Annotated in this window: 23 protein-coding genes and 2 pseudogenes; 11 read left to right on the top strand and 14 right to left on the bottom strand. The window is 72.7% G+C overall.

Going from position 1 to position 22428, the window contains the following annotated elements; all coding sequences use genetic code 11:
• Nucleotides 1-31 precede the first annotated feature (31 nt).
• Nucleotides 32-2098, top strand: a complete 2067-nt coding sequence (ligA, locus tag ACQEUU_RS20170; RefSeq protein WP_433068074.1) for an NAD-dependent DNA ligase LigA — start codon at nucleotides 32-34, stop codon at nucleotides 2096-2098.
• 79 nt (nucleotides 2099-2177) lie between these two features.
• On the opposite strand, the pseudogene ACQEUU_RS20165 reads toward ligA, so the two are convergent.
• The 4 genes and pseudogenes from ACQEUU_RS20165 to ACQEUU_RS20150 all read right to left on the bottom strand — a co-directional run.
• A pseudogene (locus ACQEUU_RS20165) lies at nucleotides 2178-2456 on the bottom strand (hypothetical protein); the annotation flags it as partial.
• A 31-nt stretch (nucleotides 2457-2487) separates the two neighbouring features.
• Entirely contained in the window at nucleotides 2488-2622 is a 135-nt protein-coding gene (locus ACQEUU_RS20160; RefSeq protein ID WP_433068072.1) for a hypothetical protein, read from the bottom strand.
• Between the two features lie 134 nt (nucleotides 2623-2756).
• On the bottom strand, nucleotides 2757-2921 hold the full coding sequence (locus tag ACQEUU_RS20155) for a hypothetical protein (RefSeq protein ID WP_433068070.1): 165 nt from the start codon (nucleotides 2919-2921) through the stop codon (nucleotides 2757-2759).
• Between the two features lie 351 nt (nucleotides 2922-3272).
• On the bottom strand, nucleotides 3273-3458 hold the full coding sequence (locus tag ACQEUU_RS20150; RefSeq protein ID WP_433068068.1) for a DUF4236 domain-containing protein: 186 nt from the start codon (nucleotides 3456-3458) through the stop codon (nucleotides 3273-3275).
• A 224-nt stretch (nucleotides 3459-3682) separates the two neighbouring features.
• On the opposite strand from ACQEUU_RS20150, the gene ACQEUU_RS20145 reads away from it, so the two are divergent.
• Nucleotides 3683-3928, top strand: a complete 246-nt coding sequence (locus ACQEUU_RS20145; protein WP_433068067.1) for a hypothetical protein — start codon at nucleotides 3683-3685, stop codon at nucleotides 3926-3928.
• 105 nt (nucleotides 3929-4033) lie between these two features.
• Nucleotides 4034-4819, top strand: coding sequence for a TetR/AcrR family transcriptional regulator C-terminal domain-containing protein (locus ACQEUU_RS20140; protein WP_433068065.1), 786 nt, complete (start codon nucleotides 4034-4036; stop codon nucleotides 4817-4819).
• A 1-nt stretch (nucleotide 4820) separates the two neighbouring features.
• On the opposite strand, the gene ACQEUU_RS20135 is transcribed toward ACQEUU_RS20140, so the two are convergent.
• Nucleotides 4821-5993 carry an MFS transporter gene (locus ACQEUU_RS20135; protein ID WP_433068064.1) on the bottom strand — a complete coding sequence of 391 codons (1173 nt, stop codon included), beginning with the start codon at nucleotides 5991-5993 and terminating at the stop codon, nucleotides 4821-4823.
• Nucleotides 5994-6038: 45 nt separating this feature from the next.
• Here ACQEUU_RS20135 and ACQEUU_RS20130 point away from each other — a divergent pair, with 45 nt between their 5' ends.
• Nucleotides 6039-7061, top strand: a complete 1023-nt coding sequence (locus tag ACQEUU_RS20130; RefSeq protein ID WP_433068062.1) for an ROK family transcriptional regulator — start codon at nucleotides 6039-6041, stop codon at nucleotides 7059-7061.
• 3 nt (nucleotides 7062-7064) lie between these two features.
• Here the strand turns inward: ACQEUU_RS20130 and ACQEUU_RS20125 are convergent, their stop codons facing one another.
• Genes ACQEUU_RS20125 through ACQEUU_RS20115 form a run of 3 tightly spaced genes read right to left on the bottom strand, consistent with a single transcriptional unit; the run spans nucleotide 7065 to nucleotide 8981 of the window.
• Nucleotides 7065-7787 carry an SRPBCC family protein gene (locus ACQEUU_RS20125; RefSeq protein ID WP_433068061.1) on the bottom strand — a complete coding sequence of 241 codons (723 nt, stop codon included), beginning with the start codon at nucleotides 7785-7787 and terminating at the stop codon, nucleotides 7065-7067.
• 1 nt (nucleotide 7788) lies between these two features.
• The gene (locus ACQEUU_RS20120; protein ID WP_433068060.1) at nucleotides 7789-8376 is read right to left on the bottom strand and encodes an ArsR/SmtB family transcription factor; all 588 of its coding nucleotides are present in this window, start codon (nucleotides 8374-8376) and stop codon (nucleotides 7789-7791) included.
• Nucleotides 8377-8423: 47 nt separating this feature from the next.
• Nucleotides 8424-8981, bottom strand: coding sequence for a DUF6624 domain-containing protein (locus tag ACQEUU_RS20115; RefSeq protein WP_433068058.1), 558 nt, complete (start codon nucleotides 8979-8981; stop codon nucleotides 8424-8426).
• A gap of 84 nt (nucleotides 8982-9065) precedes the next feature.
• Between ACQEUU_RS20115 and ACQEUU_RS20110 the strand changes: the two genes are divergently transcribed.
• The gene (locus ACQEUU_RS20110; protein WP_433071907.1) at nucleotides 9066-10190 is read left to right on the top strand and encodes a winged helix DNA-binding domain-containing protein; all 1125 of its coding nucleotides are present in this window, start codon (nucleotides 9066-9068) and stop codon (nucleotides 10188-10190) included.
• 632 nt (nucleotides 10191-10822) lie between these two features.
• Here the strand turns inward: ACQEUU_RS20110 and ACQEUU_RS20105 are convergent.
• From ACQEUU_RS20105 to ACQEUU_RS20090, 4 genes are all read right to left on the bottom strand, one after another.
• Nucleotides 10823-11989 (bottom strand): hypothetical protein, encoded by a 1167-nt coding sequence (locus ACQEUU_RS20105; protein WP_433068056.1) that lies wholly within the window; start codon nucleotides 11987-11989, stop codon nucleotides 10823-10825.
• Nucleotides 11986-12459, bottom strand: coding sequence for a SigE family RNA polymerase sigma factor (locus ACQEUU_RS20100; protein WP_433068055.1), 474 nt, complete (start codon nucleotides 12457-12459; stop codon nucleotides 11986-11988). The genes ACQEUU_RS20105 and ACQEUU_RS20100 overlap by 4 nt, the downstream gene beginning before the upstream one ends.
• A gap of 176 nt (nucleotides 12460-12635) precedes the next feature.
• A complete protein-coding gene (gene add, locus ACQEUU_RS20095; protein WP_433068054.1) occupies nucleotides 12636-13592 on the bottom strand; it encodes an adenosine deaminase in 957 nt (318 codons plus the stop codon).
• A gap of 45 nt (nucleotides 13593-13637) precedes the next feature.
• Entirely contained in the window at nucleotides 13638-14399 is a 762-nt protein-coding gene (locus tag ACQEUU_RS20090) for a class I SAM-dependent methyltransferase (protein WP_433071905.1), read from the bottom strand.
• A 155-nt stretch (nucleotides 14400-14554) separates the two neighbouring features.
• On the opposite strand from ACQEUU_RS20090, the gene ACQEUU_RS20085 reads away from it, so the two are divergent.
• Together ACQEUU_RS20085 and ACQEUU_RS20080 are read left to right on the top strand one after the other, a co-directional pair.
• Nucleotides 14555-15304: a protein phosphatase 2C domain-containing protein gene (locus ACQEUU_RS20085; protein WP_433068052.1), complete on the top strand. Its 750-nt coding sequence runs from the start codon at nucleotides 14555-14557 to the stop codon at nucleotides 15302-15304.
• A 156-nt stretch (nucleotides 15305-15460) separates the two neighbouring features.
• Nucleotides 15461-16399: pseudogene (locus ACQEUU_RS20080) on the top strand (RNA polymerase sigma factor); the annotation flags it as partial.
• Between the two features lie 58 nt (nucleotides 16400-16457).
• Here the strand turns inward: ACQEUU_RS20080 and ACQEUU_RS20075 are convergent.
• On the bottom strand, nucleotides 16458-17873 hold the full coding sequence (locus tag ACQEUU_RS20075; protein WP_433068050.1) for a WS/DGAT/MGAT family O-acyltransferase: 1416 nt from the start codon (nucleotides 17871-17873) through the stop codon (nucleotides 16458-16460).
• Nucleotides 17874-18070: 197 nt separating this feature from the next.
• On the opposite strand from ACQEUU_RS20075, the gene ACQEUU_RS20070 reads away from it, so the two are divergent.
• Nucleotides 18071-19249 (top strand): cysteine desulfurase-like protein, encoded by a 1179-nt coding sequence (locus ACQEUU_RS20070; protein WP_433068048.1) that lies wholly within the window; start codon nucleotides 18071-18073, stop codon nucleotides 19247-19249.
• 45 nt (nucleotides 19250-19294) lie between these two features.
• Nucleotides 19295-20266 (top strand): tyrosine-type recombinase/integrase, encoded by a 972-nt coding sequence (locus ACQEUU_RS20065; protein WP_433068046.1) that lies wholly within the window; start codon nucleotides 19295-19297, stop codon nucleotides 20264-20266.
• A 31-nt stretch (nucleotides 20267-20297) separates the two neighbouring features.
• Here the strand turns inward: ACQEUU_RS20065 and ACQEUU_RS20060 are convergent, their stop codons facing one another.
• A complete protein-coding gene (locus tag ACQEUU_RS20060) occupies nucleotides 20298-20972 on the bottom strand; it encodes a hypothetical protein (RefSeq protein ID WP_433068044.1) in 675 nt (224 codons plus the stop codon).
• A 71-nt stretch (nucleotides 20973-21043) separates the two neighbouring features.
• On the opposite strand from ACQEUU_RS20060, the gene ACQEUU_RS20055 reads away from it, so the two are divergent.
• Nucleotides 21044-21667, top strand: coding sequence for a TetR/AcrR family transcriptional regulator (locus tag ACQEUU_RS20055; protein ID WP_433068042.1), 624 nt, complete (start codon nucleotides 21044-21046; stop codon nucleotides 21665-21667).
• Between the two features lie 88 nt (nucleotides 21668-21755).
• Nucleotides 21756-22352, top strand: coding sequence for an NUDIX hydrolase (locus ACQEUU_RS20050; protein ID WP_433068041.1), 597 nt, complete (start codon nucleotides 21756-21758; stop codon nucleotides 22350-22352).
• Nucleotides 22353-22428: the final 76 nt, after the last annotated feature.

Raw genomic sequence — 22428 nt, 5'->3', positions numbered from 1 at the left:
AAGTGTCGGTGGTGACCGGCATGATGAAGCTATGACCAACGCGCCCCCTATCACTCGTCTGGCCGACATCACCGCCTACGCCGAGGCCGTGCAACTGGCCGTCGACTCGTCGGCGGCCTACTACGCCGACGGGACCTCCACCCTTGACGACGACGCCTACGACCGGCTGGTGCGCGGCATTCAGGCGTACGAGGAGGCCCACCCCGAGCAGGTGCTGCCGTCCTCGCCGACGGGCAAGGTGGCGGGCGGGGCCGTGGTCGGCGACGTGCCGCACACGATCGCGATGCTGAGCCTGGACAACGTGTTCGGCCCCGAGCAGCTCGCCGACTGGGCCGCCTCGCTGGAGCGCAGGCTCGGCCGCCCGGTCACGGCGTGGAGCGTGGAGCCCAAGCTCGACGGCCTGGCCATCTCGGCCCGCTACCGCGGCGGCCGCCTGGCCCAGCTCGTCACCCGGGGCGACGGCACAGCGGGCGAGGACGTCTCCCACGCCATCGGCACCATCGTCGGCCTGCCCGCCAGGCTGGCCGAGCCGGTCACCGTGGAGGTGCGGGGCGAGGTCATGATGACCACGTCGCAGTTCGAGGAGGCATGCGCCAAGCGCACCGCGCACGACGGCACCACGTTTGCCAACCCGCGCAGCGCCGCCGCCGGCACGCTGCGCGCCCAGGACCGCCCGTACGTGTGCGAGCTGACCTTCTTCGGCTACGGCGCGCTCCCCGCGCCGGAGGACGACTCGGAGCCGGCGGTCAGCCTGCGCGAGCTGCCGCACAGCCAGATCATGGAGTGGGCGGCCCGGCAGGGCGTGCAGACCACGGCCGCCACGCCGGTCGCCGGGATCGTCACCGACACACTGGAGCGGGTGCAGGAGCGGGTCGGCGAGATCGCCGCCGCCCGCGCGACGCTGCCGTTCGGGATCGACGGCATCGTGATCAAGTGTGACCTGGCCGCCGACCAGGCCCGGGCGGGGTTCAGCTCCCGTGCACCACGGTGGGCCGTGGCTTTCAAGCTCCCGCCGGTCGAGAAGGTGACTCGGCTGCTCGCGGTGGAGTGGAACACCGGCCGCACCGGCGTCATCGCCCCGCGCGCCGTGCTGGAGCCGGTCGAGCTCGACGGCAGCATCGTCACCTACGCCACGCTCCACAACGTCGCCGACATCACCCGCCGCGGCCTGATGCTCGGCGACAGCGTGGTCGTCTACAAGGCGGGCGACGTGATCCCGCGCGTGGAGTCGCCGGTGGTGCACCTGCGCACCGGTGAGGAGCAGCCGATCGCGATCCCGCAGGTCTGCCCGTCCTGCGGCGACGCGATCGACACCTCCCAGGAGCGGTGGCGGTGCGTACGCGGCCGCCAGTGCCGCGCCATCGCCTCCATCGTCTACGCCGTCGGCCGCGACCAGCTCGACATCGAGGGCCTGGCGGAAAACCGCATCAAGCAGCTGCTCGACGCGGGCCTGATCGCCGACTTCGCCGACCTGTTCTTCCTGACCCGCGAGCAGCTGCTCGGCCTGGAGCGCATGGGCGAGACCAGCACCGACAACCTGCTGGCCGCGATCGAGCGGGCCAGGACGAGACCCCTGAGCAGGGTGTTTGCGGCGCTCGGCGTGCGCGGCACCGGCCGGTCCATGAGCCGTCGTATCGCCCGCCACTTCGCCACGATGGAGGCCATCCGCGCCGCCGACGCCGAGGCCATCCAGCAGGTCGAGGGCATTGGGCCGGAGAAGGCGCCCGTCGTGGTGTCGGAGCTGATCGAGATCGGCCCGCTCATCGACAAGCTCGTCAAGGCCGGCGTCAACATGACCGAGCCCGGCGCCACGGGCCCCACCGCCACCACCGCCGAGCCCTCCTCGGAGCTGCCGCTGGCCGGGATGTCGGTCGTGGTCACCGGCGCGATGACCGGGCCGCTGGAGCCGCTGTCGCGCAACGAGATGAACGAGCTGGTCGAACGGGCGGGCGGCAAGTCCTCCTCCAGCGTGTCGGCCAGGACGTCGCTGCTGGTCGCGGGGGAGAAGGCGGGCTCGAAGCGGGCCAAGGCCGAGAGCCTGGGCGTCCGGATCGTGACCCCGGAGGAGTTCGCCGAACTCGTCGCAGCCCTGCTGTAGCTTCAGCTCTGAGGCGGGCGATCCTGTCGCCCGCGCCCGCCTCCACCTTCCTCACCCGGTGGAACGTGCCGGCCACCATCACCACGAGCCGGTTCGGCCGGGGCGCGATGGACGTGGCCGGCACGGGAGCGTTCATCAGGTCCTTGGGGACGTCGAACTCGGCACACGGCACCTCGCCGGCCGGGCAGTCGAACAGCTCCAGCTCGCCGCCCCACGTCGCCCGCCACTCGCCCGACAGGTAGAGCGTGTACGCCGCCCCCGGCCGCTCCCGTCGTCGTGCCAGTCCAGCCCGGAACCCCGGCCGTACCGTCAGCAACCGGTGGCGGCGTGAATCGAAGACGCCGGGCGGCAAGGGCACGGATCCGCCCGGTGAATGCCCGGAGAACGGCTCAAGTGTCGCCCGCCCGCGCGGCGCGGCCGGGGCGGAGGGCCGAGATGAGGAAGAAGATGCCGCCCGGGATGGCGTGGCCGGCCGCGTTAAACAGCGTCGGGCTCTGCGCGGAGGCGCCGGCGATGAAGGACACGCCGGCGAGCGCCGGCCTGGGAGGCGCCCGGAACCCTGGGCCTCCTGGTCTGACAAGATCAGTTCCGTGTATCAGCTGCATGACCGCTGCCTGTGCGTGCGGGGCGGGGGCTGCCGGGCGGTCGCGTCCATCCTCTACGCGGCGTGCGCGACCAGCTCGACATCGAGACCCTGGCCGAGAACCGCCAGCTGCTCGACGCGGGTGATCGCCGACTTCGCCGCCCTCGACCGGGCCCGCGCCCGGCTGTTGAGCAGGGTGTTCTGCGCGCTGGGTCCATGTCGCGCCGCATCGCCCGCCACTTCGGCACGATGGACGCCATCCTGGCCGCCGACGCGCAGTCCGTCCAGGAGGTGGAGGGCATGGGGCCGGAGAAGGCCACGCTCCTGACAGAGCGCCCGATCTCCCCCGCCAGGGAGATCGGGCGCTCTGTCGCCGGCGGTCTGCGGCCTCGGACGAAAACGTTCACGATCAGCGGCGGGGAGGCATCCGGACCTGCCGCGTTCAGCACGCCACCGTCCTGCGGGCCTCCGATCACGTCGCCTGCGGCGGTCATCGCCACCACGACGACGCGGGCGTCAGAGGTGACCATGCGCCGGTGGACGTGGAGACCCCGGGACGATTCGGCACTCGGTGCTTCGCCGCCGAGGCGGTCAGCGGCGGGTCTTGGTCTTGCGCCAGGTGAAGCCACCGGGCAGATTCACCGACACCGTACGGCGACCGTCGGCTCCGCGGGTCACCCGGAACAACCGGTTGCCCCAGCTGTGGCCGACACCGCGGCGGGACAGGTTCAGCCGGAAGGGGCCGAATTTCATCGACTTGCGGTAGCTCAAGCCCATGTCGCTTCCTCCGTTCGATCTCGCATGCAGCCCTCCTGCTACCCGATCAACGCGCGATATATCGACTTTGGTGAGGATTCGGCAAAGTGAGTGGTCGCCGCCCCGGCCAGGGCGTCCGTCCTGAGGCGAGTTCCGACGTCTGGCGTGGCGTTTCCCTCCCGACCGATCTTTGCTACTTATAGTGACGCATCGATGTCACTTCGTGATCAGGGGGAAATCAGATCATGAAAAGCAAGCTTATCGCCGCGGGCGGTCTGCTGTTCGCTTCGGCCGCCTTCGCCGCCGGCATGGCCGTCCCGGCCGCCGCCACCGTCTCGAACCCGCCGTGCGCGTTCGAGGCCGAGTACGACGGCGCCTGGCTCCGGACGGACGGCGACGACGTGCGGATCGGCACTCGCAACGTGGAGGTGTGCAAGCGCTTCTGGGGCCTCCACCACGACCATGACGACGACTCCGGCGACGACGACTGATCGACGTTCCGCCGATGACCGGCGCCGGCACGGCTCGTCCGTGCCGGCGCCGGCTTGTGCCGCGGATATCCTCGACGCGTCAGGAGATCTCCGAGGAGCCGCACGTTGGTCGTCTACGCCGGGCAGGGTGACCCACGCCGGTCGATGGCGCTGCTGTGGCGGGCCGGGACCGCCGCCGAGCCCCGCCCCGGCCCCAAACCGGGGCTGAGCGTCGACGAGATCGTCGACGCCGCCATCGCCATCGCCGACGCCGACGGCATGGCCGCGCTGTCCATGCGGCGGGTCGGCGAGCGGCTGGGCCGCAGCGGCATGGCCCTCTACACGTACGTGCCGGGCAAGAGCGAACTGATCGACCTCATGTACGACCGGGCGCTGGCCTCGCTGCCGGCCTCCTACGACCTGTCGGGCGGCTGGCGGGCCGCGGCCTCGGCGTGGAGCCGTGAGGTGCGCGCCTTCTACCTGCGCCACCCCTGGGCGCTGCGGCTCTCGCAGGCCAGGCCGGTGCTCGGCCCGAACGAGTTCACGCTGCTGGAGTCCCTGGCCGCGATCCTCCAGGAGACGGGGCTGCCCCCCGAGGTGCTGCGCGGCGCCGTGGCCCTGCTGACCGACTTCGTCCGCGGGTCGGCCGCCACCGTGGCCGAGACCCGGCAGGCGGGGGCGGAGACGGGCGTCCCCGACGAGGAGTGGTGGCGGACCAGGTCCGCGGTCCTGGCGGAGGTCGCGCCCGGGTTCGCCGGGCGCTATCCGGCGCTGTCGCGGGTCGATTCCGAGCCGCCGCGGCCGGGCGAGGAGCCCGTCGCCTATCTGGAGCGCAAGTCCGGCCAGGCCTTCGAGCACGGGCTCGTCCTGGTCCTCGACGGCCTCGAGGCCGCCAGGTCCCGCCTGTCATAGCTCACCGCTTCCCGGCCGGGACCGGCACCGGCACGGCGCGTGGTGCGGCCGCGGGGCGCAGCGCCCCGGCGAGCAGGCCGATCAAGGCGGTGAACACGGCGAACACCCAGAACAGGAAGGGGAAGGACGTGGCCTCCGCCAGCCAGCCGCTCACCCCGGGCGCGGCCATGCCCGCGAGGTAGGTCATCGTGCCGACCCCGGCCACCCCCGTGGCCGGGTCCCTGCCCGCGTTGCCGGCGGCGGCGAACACCAGCGGGACGACCACCGCCATGCCCACGCCGAAGAGCGCGAAGCCCGTGAGGGTGACGGCGGGGACGCGCCCCGCCGCGACCACGGCGGTGCCGAGCGTGGCCAGCGCCGCACCGCACCGCACGGCGCGGACCGGGCCCAGCCTGGCGATGATCGCGTCCCCGGCGAAGCGGGCGAGCATCATGGAGCCGGCGAACGCCGCGTACGCGCCGGCGCCGACGGCCTCGCTCGCCCCGGTGACGGCGATGGTGTGGATGGCGGCCCACTGCATGGTGGACAGCTCGGCCGCCATGGCGCACACCCCCACCAGGCCGATCACGAGCACGGCCTTCGACGGCAGGGCGAAGCGCGGTGGGACCTGTTCACCGGGCGCGGGCCGTCCGGCGGGGACCCCGCGCAGGGCGGGCACGGTGGCGGCCGCCAGCAGCGCGGCCATCACCGCGTGGTGCACGCGGGCGTCGAGCCCGACGTGCCCGGCCAGCACGCCGACGCCGGCCCCGGCGAAGTTGCCGACGCTCCACATGCCGTGCAGGCCCGCCATCACGGAACGGCCGATCCGCCGCTCCACCTCGACGCCCTGCGCGTTCATCACCACGTCGACGGCCCCCGCGCCGGCCCCGAGCAGGAACATCACCAGGCACAGCCCGGCGAGTCCGGGCGCCAGCGCGGGCAGCACCAGCGCCGCGCAGTGGAGCGGCAGGAGCACGCGAAGCGCGGTCCGCGCGCCGAGGCGGTGGGCCAGCCGGCCCGCCGTCGGCATGGTCAGGAGCGCGCCGAGCGGCGGGCAGAACAGGGCGAGCCCGAGCATGGCGGGGTCCAGGCCGAGGTTGTCCTGGATCCACGGCATGCGGGTGACCAAGCTGCCGGTGACGACTCCGTGCAAGACGAAGGCCGCGGCGATGGCGCGATGATGGGGATGTCTCATAGGTAGTAAATTATCAGGCAGGGTTCCTGATGGATAGAGGTTTCGATGCGTACGGCGACTCCGCGCACGGCTCGGGTGATCAATGACCGGCTGGCCCTGGACCTCCTGCTGGAGCGGGGACCGCTGACGGCGCCGCAGCTCAAGACGCTGACCGGGCTGTCACGGCCCACCGTGTCGGACCTCATCGAGCGGCTCCAGGCCGGTGGCCTGGTGGAGGTGCACGGCGAGACCGGCGGCGACCGGCGGGGCCCGAACGCCAAGCTCTACCGGATCGTGGCCGGGCGCGCCCACGTGGCGGGCGTCGGCGTGCGCCGCGACGGCATCACGGCGACCGTGGCCGACCTGGCGGGCGTCACGGTCGGCGCCCGCACCCGCGAGGCGGACGGCGACCTGGCCGGGCTGGTCGCCGCCACGGTCGCCGAGGCGGCTGACGGCCGGACCGTCGACGCGGTCGCCGTGGGTCTGCCGGGCGTGGTGGACCCGCGCACCGGCGACCTGCGGGAGGCGAGGATGGTGCCCGGCTGGCGGCCCGGCCTGCTGGGCGGCCTGCGTGACCTGCTGGGCGCGCCGGTCCTGCTGGAGAACGAGGTGAACCTGGCCGCGCTGGCCGAGCACCGCGAAGGCGCGGCGGCCGGGTGCGACGACTTCATCATGCTGTGGCTGGACGACGGGGTCGGCTCGGCGGTCGTGCTCGGCGGCAGGCCGCGCCGGGGCGCCTCGGGCGGCGCCGGCGAGATCGGCTTCCTCGGCTCCCCGATCGGCGCGATCTGCGCCCTGCTGACCAGGGAGGAGGTCGCCCGCATCGACCTCGGCGAGCTGGCCCGCCGGGTGGTGCAGGTCGCGTTCCCCGGGGTGGCGGTCGTGGACCCCGGGCTGGTCGTGCTGGCCGGCGACACCGGGCGGGAGGGCGGCCAGGAACTGGCCGCCCTCGTCGCCGACGGGCTCGCGGCGCTGGCGCCGGTGCCTACCGAGGTGCGGGTGACGGCGGTCGAGGGCGACCCGGTGGTCAAGGGCGCCGTGGAGACGGCCCTCTCGATGGCCCGCGACACCGTCTTCGGCACCCCGTGACCCTCAGGAGTAGAGCCGCTCCAGCCAGGCCCGCCAGGCGGGTCCCTGGTCCCCGGCGTCGCCGAACACGTGGTGGGAGGCGATCATCGGGCCGTGGAAGCCCTGCATGAACCGGTAGAGCGCGTCCGGGGCGCGGACCCCCAGCGTCTGGTCGCCCCGGTGGTAGACGACGCCCTCGATCGTGGGCAGCCCGGCCACGTCCAGCCGGACCTTGTCGCCCGGTGAGGAGCCGCCCAGCTCGCCGTACAGGATCTCCCAGGCGCGCGGCCAGTCGCTCACCGGCGGGCCGAACTCCGCGACCGGGGTCGAGTGGCCGCCGCGGAAGTGCGTCAGATACTCCACCAGCGTGGCGAAGAACAGGGACAGTCCGCCGGACATCGCATCGTACTCGTCCGCCCAGTCGTCGCCGGGCAGGAAGCCGCTGGTGACCATGCGCACCATCGTGCTGCCCCGGCCCCGGCCCTCGATGAGGAACTCGTACGCGACGAACCGCCCGTCCGCCCCGGTGTCGCTGGCGTGGCCGAACCGGTGCGGCTCCTGCGCGACCGTCACCCGGGACGGCTCCATCGTGCCGCCGCCGAAGGCGGTGCGGACGACCCCGCCCGTCACCTCGCTGGTCCCCATGAACCACGAGTCGATGCCGGGGCCGGTCGAGATGGCCCCCCACACCTCCTCCGGGGTCGCCTCGACCAGGGCCTCCTGGGGCAGCTCGAACTCGTGACCCACCTCAGCGCTCCTTCTTCACCGCGGGGTGCACGGCGACGACCAGCCGGTGGTCGCGCCCTCCCTCGGCCTGCTCGTCGTGGTACTTGTTCACCAGCCGGGCGACCGCGTCGGCCAGTTCCTCGGCGAACGCCGCCCGGTCGGCGGCCGAGGCGAAGCGGACCTCGCCGTCGATGGCGAACGTGGCCACCCGCTTGCCGGCCGCGGTGGCGCCGGTGATCAGCGCGCCCACGTCGCGGACGAGCTTGGCGGCGACGGCCAGTAGCCAGCGGGCCGAGAGCCGGTCGGGGGCGCGTTCGGGGTCGGGCTGCACGGCGGACAGCGCCACCGGGGAGATCACGAAGGACGCCGCCTTGGCCTGCATCACCCGCTCGGTGACGTTGCCCTTCTTGCGCTCCTCGACCAGTTCGACGAGGCCGTGCTTCTCCAGGGTGCGCAGGTGGTAGTTGACCTTCTGCCTGGCGAGGCCGACCTTGGCCGCCAGCGAGGTCGCCGAGCCCGGCTCGACCAGCGCGGCCAGCAGCCTGGAGCGCATGGGATCGAGCGACGCCTCGGCCGCCGCGGGATCCTCGATCACCGTCACTTCGTACATGCGTCCAACATCGCACCGAAAAAAATACTTGTCAAGCGCGTGGCGGGCTACCCCACCGACTTGAGCTCCTCCAGGTACTCGGCGAGCGGCTGCAGCCCCGCCTCGGCCCGGCGCTCCTCCACTCCGGCCTCGTCCTCGATGGGCGTGCGGGGTTTCCACTGGCCGTCCTGGGTCATCTCCCACTGGGTGCCGTACCGCTGCGGCCTGCCCTCGGCGACGCGCACCCGGTCCTCCAGGTAGGCGAGGTTGCCCGGGGACGCGTCGCCCTCCGCGACCGCCGCGGCCAGCAGCGCCAGGGCCCGGCGCTGCAGGTCGGGATCGCCGTCGGCGTGCTGGACGAGCGCCCAGGCGGCGTCCTCGCCGTCCTCGCCGACCAGTTCGTAGCCGGGCCAGCCGTGCTGGTCGATGATCTGCCGCATGCGCTCGGTGTTGGCCCGCTCGACCCGGTCCCAGTCGGCCTCGGCGGCGTCGGGGGCCCTGACCTTCTGGTCCTGCCGCAGCATCTCCAGGAGTTCGGCGCGCAGCCTCGGGTCGGCGGGGGCATCGTCTCCACAGGCCGTGACCAGCAGCAGGACGGCCAGGAGACAGGTGAGGAACGTCCGCATGCTCGACCGTACCGCGTGATCGTTCCGCGGCCAACGCGGAAGGATCCTTTCCTCTGGCCGCCGTACGGTGGACGCGTGATCGAGATGACGTGGAGTCAGGTGAGCGCGCGGCGGCTGGCCAGGGCCGGGCTGGCCGGGCCGGTGGAGGACGGCGGGCCGGCCGGGGCGGTGGCGCGGATGTGCGGGGCGCACGCGCAGGTGATGTCGGCAGCCGAGATGTCGGTGGCGCTCCGGTTGGACGGCGCGACGCGGGCGGACGTGCGCGAGGCGCTGTGGGGCGAGCGCACCCTGGTCAAGACGCACGGACCGCGCGGCACCGTGCACCTGCTGCCCGCGCGTGACCTGCCGATGTGGGTGGCGGCCATGTCGTCGATCCCCACCGGGAAGAGCCCGTTCCCCGACGGGGTGCGGATGACGGCGGAGCGGACCGAGCAGGTGGTGGCCGCCATCCGGGAGGTCCTGGACGGGCGGGCGCTGACCGTCGACGAGCTGAGCGAGGCGGTGGTCGAGGCGACCGGGCCGTGGGCGGGCGACCTGGTGATGCCGGCGTTCCAGACCATGTGGCCGCGCTGGCGCCAGGCGATGGCGCTGGCGGCGCATCGGGGAGCGTTCGTGTACGGGCCGGTCAGGGGCCGCAAGGTGACCTACACCGCCCCGCCGGTCGACCTGGGCCCGGTCACGCGCCAGGACGGCGGGGCGTTGGTCAGGGCCTACCTGCGGGCGTACGGGCCGGCCACGCCGGAGCACTTCGCCCAGTGGGCGGGCGCGCCCCGGGGGTGGGCCGCGGCGGCGTTCGGGCTGGTCGAGCTGGAGGAGGTACGGCTGGAGGGCCGGCCGGCGTGGGTGCTCGCCGGCGACACCGGAACGCCGGACGAGCCGCCGCGCGGGGTGCGGTTGCTGCCGTACTTCGACGCGTACCTGGTCGCGGGCCGGCCGCGCGAGCTGCTGTACGCGGGAGAGGCGGCGCGGCGGGCGCTGGCGGGCGGGCAGGCGGGCAACTATCCGGTGCTCCTCGTGGACGGGCAGGTGGCCGGGGTGTGGCACCAGCGCCGCTCGGGCCGGCGGATCGAGGTGACGGTGGAGCCCTTGGCCGAGCTGACGGCCGACCGGCTGTGCGCGTTGAAGGAGCAGGTGGAGCGGATCGGCGGCATCCTGGAGGGGACGCCGCGGCTGACCGTCGGCCCCGTAAGGGTGGGAGCGCACGCTTAAGTCCGAAACTTGGTGAGAATTTGGGCTTATACCCACTGGGCAGGCGGTAGGCCTGAGTAACAGACTCGTGCGAGGAGTTCCAGCATGTATGGCGAGTCGCTACTTCAGACCCGTACCGCCGCGCGACGATGCGCGCGCCGGTCGGCGCCGGTCGCCTCCGGGCGCCACCGGCCGCCCCGCCGCGCCTTAACCTGCCCGCCCGGATCCCGTCCGACGCGCGCGGCCGGTCGTCCGCCGCGCTCATCCGCGCCCGGCCGGCCCGCGAGCGCGCGGGGATCCGCCTGCTGGGCGGCACACGTACGAGGAGCCCCAGGGGCCCCGCCCACGTGCCACCGCCTGACGCCCACGTGCCACCGCCTGACGCCCACGTGCCACCTCCTGACGGACGCCGTCCCGGCCGTCCGCGAGGTCGCGTCCCGGGACTTCCATCGGATCTCGCCCGCGCGGCGGGCCGCCCCCGCGCCCTGCCCGGCCCCGGCTCCCGTAACGGGGGAAGGTGCGGCGCGTCCCGCCGGTCACGAAGGGCTGCGGCAGGGCTGGCAGCATCTCGGCGGGGTGCGCCACCCGCGCGACCACTTATGAGCCGGTCCCCCGCACTCCCCCCGCGTCCCCCGCAAGAGGTCGTCTTCGAATCACCAGGCCGCCTGGATCTCTGATCGGTGCCCCAAGGCATCGGGAGACCCGGGGCGGATCAAGGGTGTGACCCGTCCGTCGTCGACCCTGCTCAGCGCGTCGACGTTTCCCGCGAGCAGCAGATGGTGTCCGGTGCCGTCGTAACGGACCAGGTTCCAGCGCGCGATGCTCTTGCCGTCGTGGTTCCTGCTCACCAGGGTGCGCAGCCTGTGTCCGTCCGGGATGGAGTACTCGTCTATGGTGTAGCGATGCGGTCGCCGGCCGTCGGCCGATCGGGTGTGGCCGATCAGCATGCTGCGCCCGTCCGGGCTGATCGCCGAGGCGGTGACCTCCTGTCCTGGAGCGATGACCCGGCTGGTCGCGAGGGTGGTGCCGGAGGCGGTCGTGTCCAGGACCCTAGCCTCGGATTTGACCAGGAGACCGAGCGTGCGGCGATCGGCAGCCCAGGAAAGGCTCTGGATCTGTCCTGCGTTCGTGGTCCATGTCCGTGTCGCGCCCGTGGGCAGATCGACGACCGTGAGCTGGGCCCCGGGGCAGAAGCGCAACGTCTTCCCCTGACCGCACACCTTGCCGTCGAGACTGTAGGCAAGCCGAGTGCCGTCATCGGTGACGGCGAGGGAACTCGCTGTCGTGCCCGTCACCTTGTGGATCACGTCGTGAACCAGCTCGGCTGGTTCCCCTTGTCCGTCGACCCGAGCTCGGTAGAACCTCGTGCTGCTTACCTGTGTCTCGCGGGACATCACGCTCTGGGCGATATAGAAGGTCTCGCCGTCGCCAGCGCCCGCGAGCAGGTATCCACCGGGCTCCCGGAAGCTTCCCTCCGGGGTCGGGGGCAGCCCGAGTCGGCTCGTGACCTTCCCGGTGCGGGCGTCGTGGACCGTCACGCCGTCATTGCCGGCGACCAGCAGAAAACGCGGACCACCCAGGGTTTGCGTCGCGGGCCTGCTTGGGGTCGTGCCTCCTGTTCCGGCCACGACGGCGGCGACCGTGCCGATGACCACGACGACGAGCGCGGCTGCGAGCGGAACCGCCGGGACGAACCGGCGCGTGGAAACGATGGTCTTCGTCCGCGCCGGCTGTCCGGCAGGGCGCAGGGTTTCCGGGCGAATCTGCTCGGCGTCGGCGGTGAGGGCGTCCCGAAGCCGGTCTTCGAGCCATGACGTCATCGGTTTCCCTCCAGCTTGCCGGTGAGCGTCTTCAGGGCTCGAAAGACGGTCGATTTCACTGTGCCACGGCTGATTCCCATGGCTTCGGCGATCTCGGCCTCGGACAGGTCGAGGTAGTAGCGCAACACCACGGCTTCTCGCTGGCGGCGGGGTAAGGCGCGTATGGCCTCGGACACTTCCCGGCGTGTCTCTCCGAGCAGCGTGGCAGCCTCCGCCGACCGAGCCGGCGGCTGCCGCTCGCCGGTGAACCTGCTCATGATGGACCGGCGCCGGTGGATCATGCGGCATCCGTTCACCACGCTCGCCCGCAGGTAGGGCAGGACTCGATCATGGTCGGTCAACCGGCTCCATCGGCGGTGCAGCGCCGTGAAGGCGTCCTGGACGACGTCCTCGGCCGTGTCCTGATCGCCCACCAGCAGGAACGCCAGCCGGACCAGGCCCAGCCGTTGAGTCAGGAACAGGTCGGCCACCACAGCCTCATCCACGGCCGCGGCAGGCGGCGCTCCCTGTGGCGGTGGTGCTGGTTCTTCCACCGCTCGTCGAGTCGCGAATCGCATACTTCTTCCATGCGTGCGCGCGGTCCAGGTTGCTTCGTGAGACACAAGTCACACGTGTGGTGGCGGCGCATGGCACCGGCAGGACACCGTCAGGTCGTCGTCGCCTCACCGTCCAGCCACGCGTCGATGCCCGCCAGCAGCTCCTTCTGCAGCTCCGGCGCGGCGAACGACGCCAGGACGCCCGTCCTGGCCAGGTCGGCCAGCTCGGCGTCGGACCAGCCGAACGTGTCGCGCACGCGGGCGTACTCGTCCGCCAGGGACGTCTCCCCGTCGGTGTTGAGCGTCACCGCGAGGCCCGCCCCGCGCAGCCGCGGCAGCGGGTGGGCCGCCAGCTCGGGCACCACTCCGAGCAGCACGTTGGACGTGGGGCACACCTCCAGCGCGACGCCCCGTTCGCGCACCTCCCGCACCAGCGCGGGGTCCTCCAGCACGCGGACGCCGTGGCCGAGCCGTTCGGCGTGGCCCAGCGTGAGCGCCTCCCGGACGCTCTCGGGCCCGCCGAACTCGCCCGCATGGTGGACCAGGCGCAGCCCGGCGTCCCTGGCCGCGTCGCACACCTCGGCGAACGGGGCCAGCGGATGACTCTCGTCCCCGGCCAGGCCGATGCCGATCACCGGCTCGTACCGCCGCGCGAGCTCGTAGGTCGACCACATGCGCTCCACTGGGCGGCGGCGGGAGTGGTCGAGCAGCACGCGGCACTCGATGCCGTACCGCCGGCCTTCGGCCAGCCCGTCGAGGACCGCCTCCAGCGGCATCTCCGGCGCGCCCACCCGTTCGCCGTGTGAGGCGGCGGTGAAGGTCACCTCGGCGTAGCGGGTGCCCTGGGCGGCCTCGTCGGCGCAGAACTCCACCGCGATCCGCCGGAAGTCGCCGGGTGTGCGCAGCAGCTCGCGGACCCGCGCCCGCTGGTCGGCTAACTCGCGGAAGGTCCGGAACGGCGTCTCCGAGGGGGGCGGGCCGCCCAGTTCACGCACGGTCTCGGGCCGTACGGTGCTTTCGAGGTGGACGTGCAGGTGGGCTTTGGGCAGAGCCCGGAGGTCTCTCACCCTGGGCACTTTAGGGAACCGACATCAACCGCGCATGCGGATATTTCATGACCTGCGGGTGATGCGGATCTTCGACTGCTTGTGCGGGAGCTGCTCCCAGTCCTCCATGAAGACCGCGTCGAGCCCGTGGCGCGCGGCCAGCGCGACGAGCGTCTCGGTGCGGTAGTAGAAGTCCTCCCGCAGCACGTGGTGCTCCTTGCCCTCGGTGCGGTCGAAGGTGAAGTCGAACCAGCCGCGCGGCTTCATGACCCGCCCCACGTGCGCGAAGCACTCGTCGATCACCTCGATCGGCGAGTGGGAGAAGACGCTGTGGGCGTGCACGACGTCGAAGTGCTCGCTGGGCAGGAAGGCGAAGCGCAGGTCGCGGACCGGGGTGAGATGGGGCAGCTTGTCCACCAGTCCGTGCTCGGCCAGCGTGTCCTGGGCCGCCATGAGGATGTCGGGCGAGATGTCGATCCCGTAGTAGTTGCCGGTGTCCAGGTAGTCGATGAACAGCCGGCCGGCGCGCAGGTTGCCGCAGCCGATCTCCAGCATCCGGCACTCCGGCTTGAGCCCGTGCTCGACGAGGTAGTCGAACTGCATCTGGCCCAGGGCCAGCCAGCGTCTGTGGCTGTGGGATCCGACCGCGCCCTCGGGACTGCGCGCCGTGTCGTCCTTCATGACCGCGCGGTAGTACGAGACGTGGTCGCGGGTGCGCAGGCGCAGCCAGGTGTCGCGGGACAGTCTCCGCAGGTGCGGCACGATCTTCCGCGGGTTCTTGAGCGCGTATTGGGCCTGGTGGACGAGGCTTGAACGGGCGCGTGACACAGGAGGCACCACCAAAGGGTGTGTGGGACTAGGGCCGGGGTTCGGAATCTACGACAGCGAGGGAGTTTGTCGCCGGGCGACACGGAAACCTTGATTTCCGCATGGCTTTTCCTGGCCGCTACCCGCCGAACAGATGGTCATTCCCGAGGAGTTCGATGCTGCGCGTCAGCTACGCGAGCGCCGCCGCGCCCGGCCGGGCGAACGAGGACTACGTGCTGGCCGGCCCTTCCTGGGTGGTGGTGCTGGACGGGGCCACGCCGGCGCCGGGGGTGGAGCCCGGGTGCCGGCACGGGGTGCCGTGGCTGGTGCGCGCGCTCGCCGCCGCGCTCGCGCCGGGCATGGACGGCGGCGAGCCGCTGCCGGAGGTGTTGTCCGCCGCGATCGCCGCCACCGTGAAGGCCCACGACGGGGCCTGCGACCTGGGCAACCCGAACTCGCCGTCGGCCACGGTGGCGCTCGCCCGCCGCCGCGGCGACCTGCTGGAGTATCTGGTGCTCTGCGACTCGGCGGTGGTTCTGTGGCGGCGTGACGGACGGGTGACGGTCGTCCGCGACGACCGCCTCGACCGGCTGCCGGGCGGGCGGCCGTACTCGCTGGAGCTGGTGGCCTCGCTGCGCAACCGGCCGGGCGGCTTCTGGGTGGCGAGCACCTGCCCGGAGGCGGCCGGGCAGGCGCTGGCGGGCGCCGTCCCGGTGGCCGGGCTGCGCGGGGCGGCGCTGTTCACCGACGGCGTGACGAGGCTGGCCGACTGGTACGGGCGCACCTGGGAGAGCCTGGCGGCCGGCGCCGCGGAGCCGGAGAACCTGCTGGCCGAGGTGCGAGAGCAGGAGCGCGCCAGGGGCGTGCCGCACGGCAAGCCGCACGACGACGCCACCGCCGTCTGGATGTCGTTCCCGCCCTGGTGACGGCGGTCACAACCATCGGGCGGCGTTGGGTAGCTTGGAGGGGACGCCACTCCTCCATGCCAGGGGGCCGATGCCCGTACGCCGCCGTAGCCGCCGAACCGTTCACCGCCGAGCGAGGAGAGTGTCGTGACCCGGACCGCAGAGGTTATCGAACTGGACGACAGCGCAGCCGATGGTCTGGCCACCGTCGGCGCCGACTCCGTCAAGACGTACCTGAAGGAGATCGGGCGGGTGCCGCTGCTCACCGCCGAGCAGGAGATCGAGCTGGCCAAGCGGATCGAGGCGGGGCTGTTCGCCAGGGAGCGGCTCGACACCGAGGACGACCTCGACGACGAGCTCCGCGCCGACCTGGAGTGGATCGCCGACGACGGCGAGCGGGCCAAGCGCCGCATGCTGGAGGCCAACCTGCGGCTGGTGGTGTCGATCGCCAAGCGCTACACGGGGCGCGGCATGCTCTTCCTCGACCTCATCCAGGAGGGCAACCTCGGCCTGATCCGGACGATCGAGAAGTTCGACTATCGGCTCGGCTACAAGTTCTCCACCTACGCCACCTGGTGGATCAAGCAGGCGATCACCCGGGCCATGGCCGACCAGGCGCGCACGATCCGCATCCCGGTCCACATGGTGGAGCTGATCAACAAGGTGGCTCGGGCGCAGCGCCGCCTGCAGAGCGAGCTCGGCCGCGAGCCCACCCCGGAGGAGATCGCCGTGGAGACCGAGCTGGCCCCGGCCCGGGTGGCCGAGGTGCAGGGCTACGGCCGCGAGCCGATCTCCCTCGACACGCCGCTGGGCGACGACGGCGACAGCCAGTTCGGTGACCTGATCGAGGACGCCGAGGCGGTCTCCCCCGCCGACGCGGTCTCCTTCACGCTGCTGCAGCACCAGCTCCGCGCGCTGCTGGACGAGCTGTCGGAGCGCGAGGCGGGCGTGATCTCCATGCGCTACGGGCTGGCCAGCGGCAACCCGATGACGCTGGACGAGATCGGCCGCGTCTACGGCGTGACGCGCGAGCGGATCCGCCAGATCGAGGCCAAGACCATGTCCAAGCTCCGCCACCCGTCGCGCGCCATGGCCCTGCGCGACTACCTGGGCTGAGCCACGTCGATGGCGATGCGGCGTCATGTCCGTACGGTACGGACCGACGCCGAACGGATTATTCCGCGTTGAGCAGCTCGTCGAGGGAGTCGCGCAGGAAACCGGCCAGCTCCCACGCGTCCGGCACCATCACCCGGTCGGTGACGACGCCGAAGTCGACCGAGCCGTCGTAGGAGAAGGCCGTGATGTTCACCCCGCCGCTCATGTCGGTGATGACCGAGACCGGATAGTGGTTGAGCAGGCGCCTGCCGCACACGTACAGCGGGAACTGCGGCCCCGGCACGTTCGAGACCATCACGTTGATCGGCGGCGCCGTGTGGCCGAGCAGCCCGAACGCCGACCGGGAGGCCAGCCCCATGAGGGCGGCCGGCATGGACTCGCTGAACTCGCGCAGCCACCGCGCGGGCGCCACCGCGAACCTGTCCTTGATCCGGCACATCGTGTCGCGCACGTCACGCAGCCGCTCCACCGGGTCGGCCAGGTGCGCGGCCAGCGGCACGGGCACGATCGTGACCTGGTTGCCCGCCTGCTCGTCGCCGGTGTCGCGGAGCGAGAACGGCACGCCGGCCACCAGCGCCCGGCCGGGCGGCCCGCCGTGCGCGGTCATCCAGCGCCGCAGCGCGCCCGCGCACACGGCCATGACGACGTCGTTGACCGTCACCTCGAACCGCTTGCGCACCGCCTTGATCTCCGCCAGCGGCAGCGACACGAACGCGAAGCGCCGGTGCGGGGAGACGGGACCGCTGAACGGCGTCCAGGGCGCGGGCGTCGACGGCAGCTCGGGCGCCTGCCCGACCCCGGCGGCCCGGCGCGCCAGCCAGGAGAGGGTGTGGCTGCCGGGGAGGGCGGACAGGATCGGGATCTCGTCCAGGTGCGGCACGGCCTGCGCGGCGAACCGCACCGCGTGCGCCGGGTTCAGCGCCATCCTGGCCAGGCCGCGCAGCAGCATCTCGGGGGTCCGGGGCGGGGGCTCGTCACGCTCGGGCGCGTGCGGGGGCGGCGCCGCGGGCGTAGGTCCGAGGTCGAGCAGCGCGGCCAGCACGTCGGCGCCGCCGATGCCGTCGACGGCCGCGTGGTGGATCTTCGTGTAGAGGCCGGTGCGCCCGTCGGCCAGCCCGTGGATCAGGTAGATCTCCCACAGCGGCCGGGAGCGGTCCAGGGGCCGCGCGTGCAGCCTGGACACCTGCTCGGCGAGCTGCCGGTCGTCGCCGCCGGGCGGCAGCCCGATCTCGCGTACGTGGTAGTCGAGGTCGAGGTCGTCCTCCTGCTCCCAGTACGGGTGATCCAGGCCGAGCGGCACCGGGGCCAGCTTGCGCCGCATCGCGGGCACGTACGGGAGCCGCGCCCGCAGCAGGTCCTGCAGGTCGGCACGGTGGAGCACGCCGTCCAGGATGGCCAGTCCGGCGATGTTGGCCACGTTGGTCGCGGTCTCGAAATGGAGAAACTGCGCGTCCAGGGCGGAAAGCTGCGGCATCGGTTCACCTCTGTCCCGACCCAACCATCTCTGGCCCGCCCTGAGCAAGCCGGGTACCGTGTCGCCATGCCTGCGGACTTGTCGGACGCACGTCCCGCCCGCCTGCGCGGCGTCACCGTCGGCCGGGTGAACCGGGCTCAGGCCGCGGTCGCGGCGGGCGGTCTTTGAGGGGCCTCAGGGGAGAGCATGATGGCATCATGACGTTTCCTCTCGAATCTGTCCGCGCGGCCTACCCGGCACTGGCCGACGGGTACGCCTACCTCGACGGCGCGGCGGGCACGCAGGCGCCGCAGCCGGTCATCGACGCGATCGCCGGCGCCTACAGGCAGGGCATCGGCAACGTGGGCGGTGCGTTCCCCGCCAGCCACCGGTCGGAGGCGATCGTGGCGGGCTGCCGGGCGGCGGTGGCCGACCTGGTGGGCGGCCACCCTGACGGCGTCGTCCTGGGGCCGAACATGACGACGCTCACGTACCGGCTGGCCCAGGCGCTGGCCAAGCAGTGGGGTCCGGGCGACGAGGTGGTGCTGTCGCGGCTGGACCACGACGCGAACGTGCGGCCGTGGGTCCACACCGGGGCGACGGTGCGCTGGGCCGAGGTGGACCCGGTGACCGGGGAGCTGCCGGTCGAGCAGTACGCCGAGCTGATCGGGCCGCGCACCAGGCTGGTGGCGGTGACGGCGGCCAGCAACGTGCTCGGCACCCGGCCCGACGTGGCCGCGATCTGCGCGCTGGCGCACGAGGCGGGCGCGCTCACGTACGTGGACGGGGTGCACGCGACCGCGCACGGCCCGGTGGACATGAAGGCGCTGGGTGCCGACTTCTACGCCACCAGCGCCTACAAGTGGTCGGGGCCGCACATCGGCGCGGTGATCGCCGACCCGGCGCTGCTGGAGACGGTCCGGCCGGACAAGCTCGACTCCTCGTCGGACGAGGTGCCGGACCGGTTCGAGTGGGGCACGGCCGCCTTCGCCGACCTGGCCGGGGTGACGGCGGCCGTGGACCATCTGGCGGCGATGGTGCCGGGCACGGGGACGCGGCGCGAACGGCTGCTCGCCTCGATGGCCGCGGCGGAGGCGCACGAGCTGGAGCTGTTCGGCCATCTGCTGGCGGGCCTGGAGTCGATTCCGCACGTCACCGTGTACGGCAAGCCGGCCAGACGGACGGCCACGGCCTACTTCACGGTCGCGGGCAGGACGCCGCGCGAGGTGGCCGAGGAGCTGGCGGCGGCCCGGGTGAACGTGTGGAACGGCCACAACTACGCCTGGGAGCTGACGGCCGCGCTCGGCATCCGCGACGCGGGCAGCGCGGTGCGGGCGGGCCTGGTGCACTACAACGACCGTTCGGACGTGGACCGCCTGCTGGAGGCGCTGCGCTAGCGGGCGGCTGCCGCCACCGCGATCCGGCGGCCTAGGATCATGCGGGTGAGCCTGCCCGCCGTGCCCGAGGTGGCGGCGCCGAACGTCGAGCCCGCCCGCGACCCGTACCACGTCTATCTCGACTCGCTGACCAGCGCCGAGTCGCGCCGGACGATGCGCGGCTGTCTCGACCGGCTGGCCCGGCTCCTCACCGGCGACGAGAGCGCCACCGGCGCGGGCCAGCCGTGGCACCTGCTGCGCTACGAGCACACCGTGCGCATCCGCACGATGCTGATCGAGCGGGGCTGGTCGGCCGCGTACGTCAACAAGCACCTGGTGGCGCTGCGGCGGGTGCTCAAGGAGGCGTGGCGGCTCGGGCAGACCGGCGCGGAGGACTACGCGCGGGCCGCCGACCTCGCGCCGGTGCGGCAGACCCGGCTGCCGGTGGGTCAGCACGTCCCGCCGGAGGTGGTCGGCGCGGCGCTGTCGGCGTGCGACGACTCCGCGGCCGGGGTCCGCGACGCGGCGCTGATCGCGGTGCTCTACTCGACCGGCTGCCGGCGCGCCGAGATCTGCGGGCTGACGCTGGCCGACTACGACCCGGGCGCGCGGTCGCTGCGGGTGCGCGGCAAGCGGGACAAGGAGCGCCTGGTCTACCTCACGCCGGACGCGCTCGGGCTGGTGGAGCGCTGGCTGGGGGTACGGGGCAGGGCGGCGGGCGCGCTGTTCAGCCCGATCAGCAAGGCGGGCCGGCTGCGGTGCCGCGACGGGCGGCCGGCGCCGCTGACCGGTCAGGGGATCGCCGATATCCTGACCCGGCGGCTCACCTCGGCGGGCGCCTCCCCGCGCACCGCCCACGACTTCCGGCGCACGTTCATCGGCGAGCTCCTGGACGCGGGGGTGGACCTGGCGACGGCGCAGGCACTGGTGGGTCACTCGTCGCCGGCCACCACGGCGCGCTACGACCGGCGGCCGGAGCGGACCCGCCGCGACGCGGTCGACCGCCTGCGCCTGCCGCCCCCGCGCCCGCTGGCCTGAGCCGGGTGTGTCCGCGGAACGGCTCCGGCGGCTAGTGGATCATCCGGTAGAAGCCGGGGAGAGCGCGCATCCGGTGACGCTTCAAGGTGCCTCTGACGATCCGGTGAAAGCTGGGCCGCAGCAGCTGGTTCAGCAGGAAGCCGGGAGGGCTGGAGGGCAGCCGGGCGTAGTTCACGAACGGGAACCGTGACCCGTCGTCGCAGGGGCGCAGCGCTGTCGAGTTGTCCACGCCGATCGTCGAGGTGTACCAGTCGGTGAGCGTCGACCACGCCTCGACGGGATCGGCGTCGCCGGCCACGGTGAAGTGGTTGAACAGGAAGACCGCGTCCTCGTCCGCCTCGGTGTCGCCGATGCGCGCCGCGTTCGAGCCGGCGATGAGCTCGGTCCCGCCGAGTGCTCTGACGGCCTCGTCGGTGCGTACCTCCGCCAGGTCCTCGACCGTGGTGGTCCGGATCAGCATCGCCAGGTCGTGCCGGGGCTCCCCCGCCAGCGGAGGGACGAGGTGCGTGCGGAAGACCCGCGCCGAGAACACCTCCGGCCGCTCGGCGAGTTCCTCGGCTGCCGCGATCAGACGCGTCGCCGCCTGGCGGCGCGCGGGCGTCTGGCGGTAGAGCGGGGCCTTCTGCTGCGCGTCGGCCTGGAAGCCGAGGTAGAGGAAGCCGTACGGCTCCGGTTCGATCAAGGGGAGCGGGGAGCGGGTGTTCATGGACCCTCCATCACTGAGTGAGTGCTCACTCAGACTATATGAGTGGGCACTCACTCAGCTAGGCTGGCGGGATGGACCCCAGAGCACCGATGCGCGATCGCATCGTCGCGGCGGCGTTGGCGTGCATGCGCGAGCACGGCGTGCGCGGCACCACGACCAAGATGGTCGCCCGGCGCGCGGGCGTCTCGGAAGGCAGCATCTACAACCACTTCACGAACCGCTCCGAGCTGATCGTGGACGCCTTCGGGCTGGCCACGCAGGCGATCCGTCAGCGCACTCACGGCCTCGGACAGCTCGTCGGCGTGAACACGGTGGAGGAGAACGTGGTGACGCTCATGGAAGCGGCCATCGCGTTCCTGCGTGACGTCGCCCCCATCGCCGGCTCGGTCATGGGGGACGCCGAGCTGCGGTCCTGGTTCACCGAAGGCACGGTCCCCGATCCCGAGGGGCGGCCGCTGACCCCGCTGACCGGAGTTGCCGAGCTCGCCGACTACCTCCAACGCGAACACCAGGCGGGCCGCCTGCCGGCGCACGGGTCATGGGTGGCCTGCGCTTCCATGCTCATCGGCGCCTGCCTGCACTACGTCTACCTGGAGCTGCTCTCGCCGTCCGGCATCGCAGGCGTCCTCCCCCCCGAGGAAGGCTCCGCCCGCGCGTACGCGCGCACCGTCGTGCGCACGCTCTTCGGCGCATAGCGCGACTCTCGCCCGGGCAGGTGCCGGCCTCCGCGGGTCGTACGACCGCGGCCCCGGGGTCCTGCCGGCGGCGTGAGATCCTGGGCGGATGCTGCCGCCCATCGACGAGCTCAGGGAGCTGGTCACCGCCCGCCTGCGCGCCTTCGACCGGCGGGAGGCGACGCCCGCCGGCGGGATCCGCCGGGCCGCCGTGACCGTGTGCGTGCTGGAGGACGAGCGGCGCGACCCGTACACGATCGTGATCAGGCGGGCGCCGCGCGGCCGGAACGCGGGGCAGTGGGCGCTGCCCGGAGGGCGGCTGGACGACGGCGAGGGGCCGGTGGAGGCGGCCCTGCGGGAGCTGCGGGAGGAGACCGCGGTCGGCGGCGTGACCGTGGCGGGGCTGCTCGACGACTTCGTCACCGACTCCGGGTTCGTCATCACCCCGGTGGTGGCGTTCGGCGGCAGGCAGCGGCCGGTGCCCGACCCCCGGGAGGTGGCCTCGGTGCACGAGGTGCCGCTGGGGCGGTTCCTGGCGCCCGGGGTGCCTCGCTGGCGGGGCGAGCTGCTGCAGATGCCGCTGGGGCCCTCGATCGTCATCCACGCGCCGACGGGAGCGATTTTGTGGCAGTTCGCGGAAGTCGCGCTGCGGGGCCGTGAGCTGCGGGTGTTCGACGTGGCGCAGCCTCACTGGACCAGAAAGTGACCGATTCTTGGGGCCGGGTGGAATACCTCCGGCCGGATGTCCGTTAGCATCGAATGGCCGATGTGGTCTGTGTCCC

Origin of the sequence: Nonomuraea sp. CA-218870 (genome assembly GCF_050936535.1) — a bacterium.
In the GTDB taxonomy this organism is placed as follows: domain Bacteria; phylum Actinomycetota; class Actinomycetes; order Streptosporangiales; family Streptosporangiaceae; genus Nonomuraea; species Nonomuraea corallina.
This window is presented reverse-complemented; position numbering and strand designations above follow the sequence as displayed.

Coding starts and splice junctions, on each gene's coding strand:
- ligA (WP_433068074.1), top strand. CDS start 32: ATGACCAACGCGCCCCCTATCACTCGTCTGGCCGACATCACCGCCTAC.
- ACQEUU_RS20150 (WP_433068068.1), bottom strand. CDS start 3,458: ATGGGCTTGAGCTACCGCAAGTCGATGAAATTCGGCCCCTTCCGGCTG.
- ACQEUU_RS20145 (WP_433068067.1), top strand. CDS start 3,683: ATGAAAAGCAAGCTTATCGCCGCGGGCGGTCTGCTGTTCGCTTCGGCC.
- ACQEUU_RS20135 (WP_433068064.1), bottom strand. CDS start 5,993: ATGAGACATCCCCATCATCGCGCCATCGCCGCGGCCTTCGTCTTGCAC.
- ACQEUU_RS20130 (WP_433068062.1), top strand. CDS start 6,039: ATGCGTACGGCGACTCCGCGCACGGCTCGGGTGATCAATGACCGGCTG.
- ACQEUU_RS20120 (WP_433068060.1), bottom strand. CDS start 8,376: ATGTACGAAGTGACGGTGATCGAGGATCCCGCGGCGGCCGAGGCGTCG.
- ACQEUU_RS20115 (WP_433068058.1), bottom strand. CDS start 8,981: ATGCGGACGTTCCTCACCTGTCTCCTGGCCGTCCTGCTGCTGGTCACG.
- ACQEUU_RS20110 (WP_433071907.1), top strand. CDS start 9,066: ATGACGTGGAGTCAGGTGAGCGCGCGGCGGCTGGCCAGGGCCGGGCTG.
- ACQEUU_RS20105 (WP_433068056.1), bottom strand. CDS start 11,989: ATGACGTCATGGCTCGAAGACCGGCTTCGGGACGCCCTCACCGCCGAC.
- ACQEUU_RS20085 (WP_433068052.1), top strand. CDS start 14,555: ATGCTGCGCGTCAGCTACGCGAGCGCCGCCGCGCCCGGCCGGGCGAAC.
- ACQEUU_RS20075 (WP_433068050.1), bottom strand. CDS start 17,873: ATGCCGCAGCTTTCCGCCCTGGACGCGCAGTTTCTCCATTTCGAGACC.
- ACQEUU_RS20070 (WP_433068048.1), top strand. CDS start 18,071: ATGACGTTTCCTCTCGAATCTGTCCGCGCGGCCTACCCGGCACTGGCC.
- ACQEUU_RS20060 (WP_433068044.1), bottom strand. CDS start 20,972: ATGAACACCCGCTCCCCGCTCCCCTTGATCGAACCGGAGCCGTACGGC.
- ACQEUU_RS20055 (WP_433068042.1), top strand. CDS start 21,044: ATGGACCCCAGAGCACCGATGCGCGATCGCATCGTCGCGGCGGCGTTG.
- ACQEUU_RS20050 (WP_433068041.1), top strand. CDS start 21,756: ATGCTGCCGCCCATCGACGAGCTCAGGGAGCTGGTCACCGCCCGCCTG.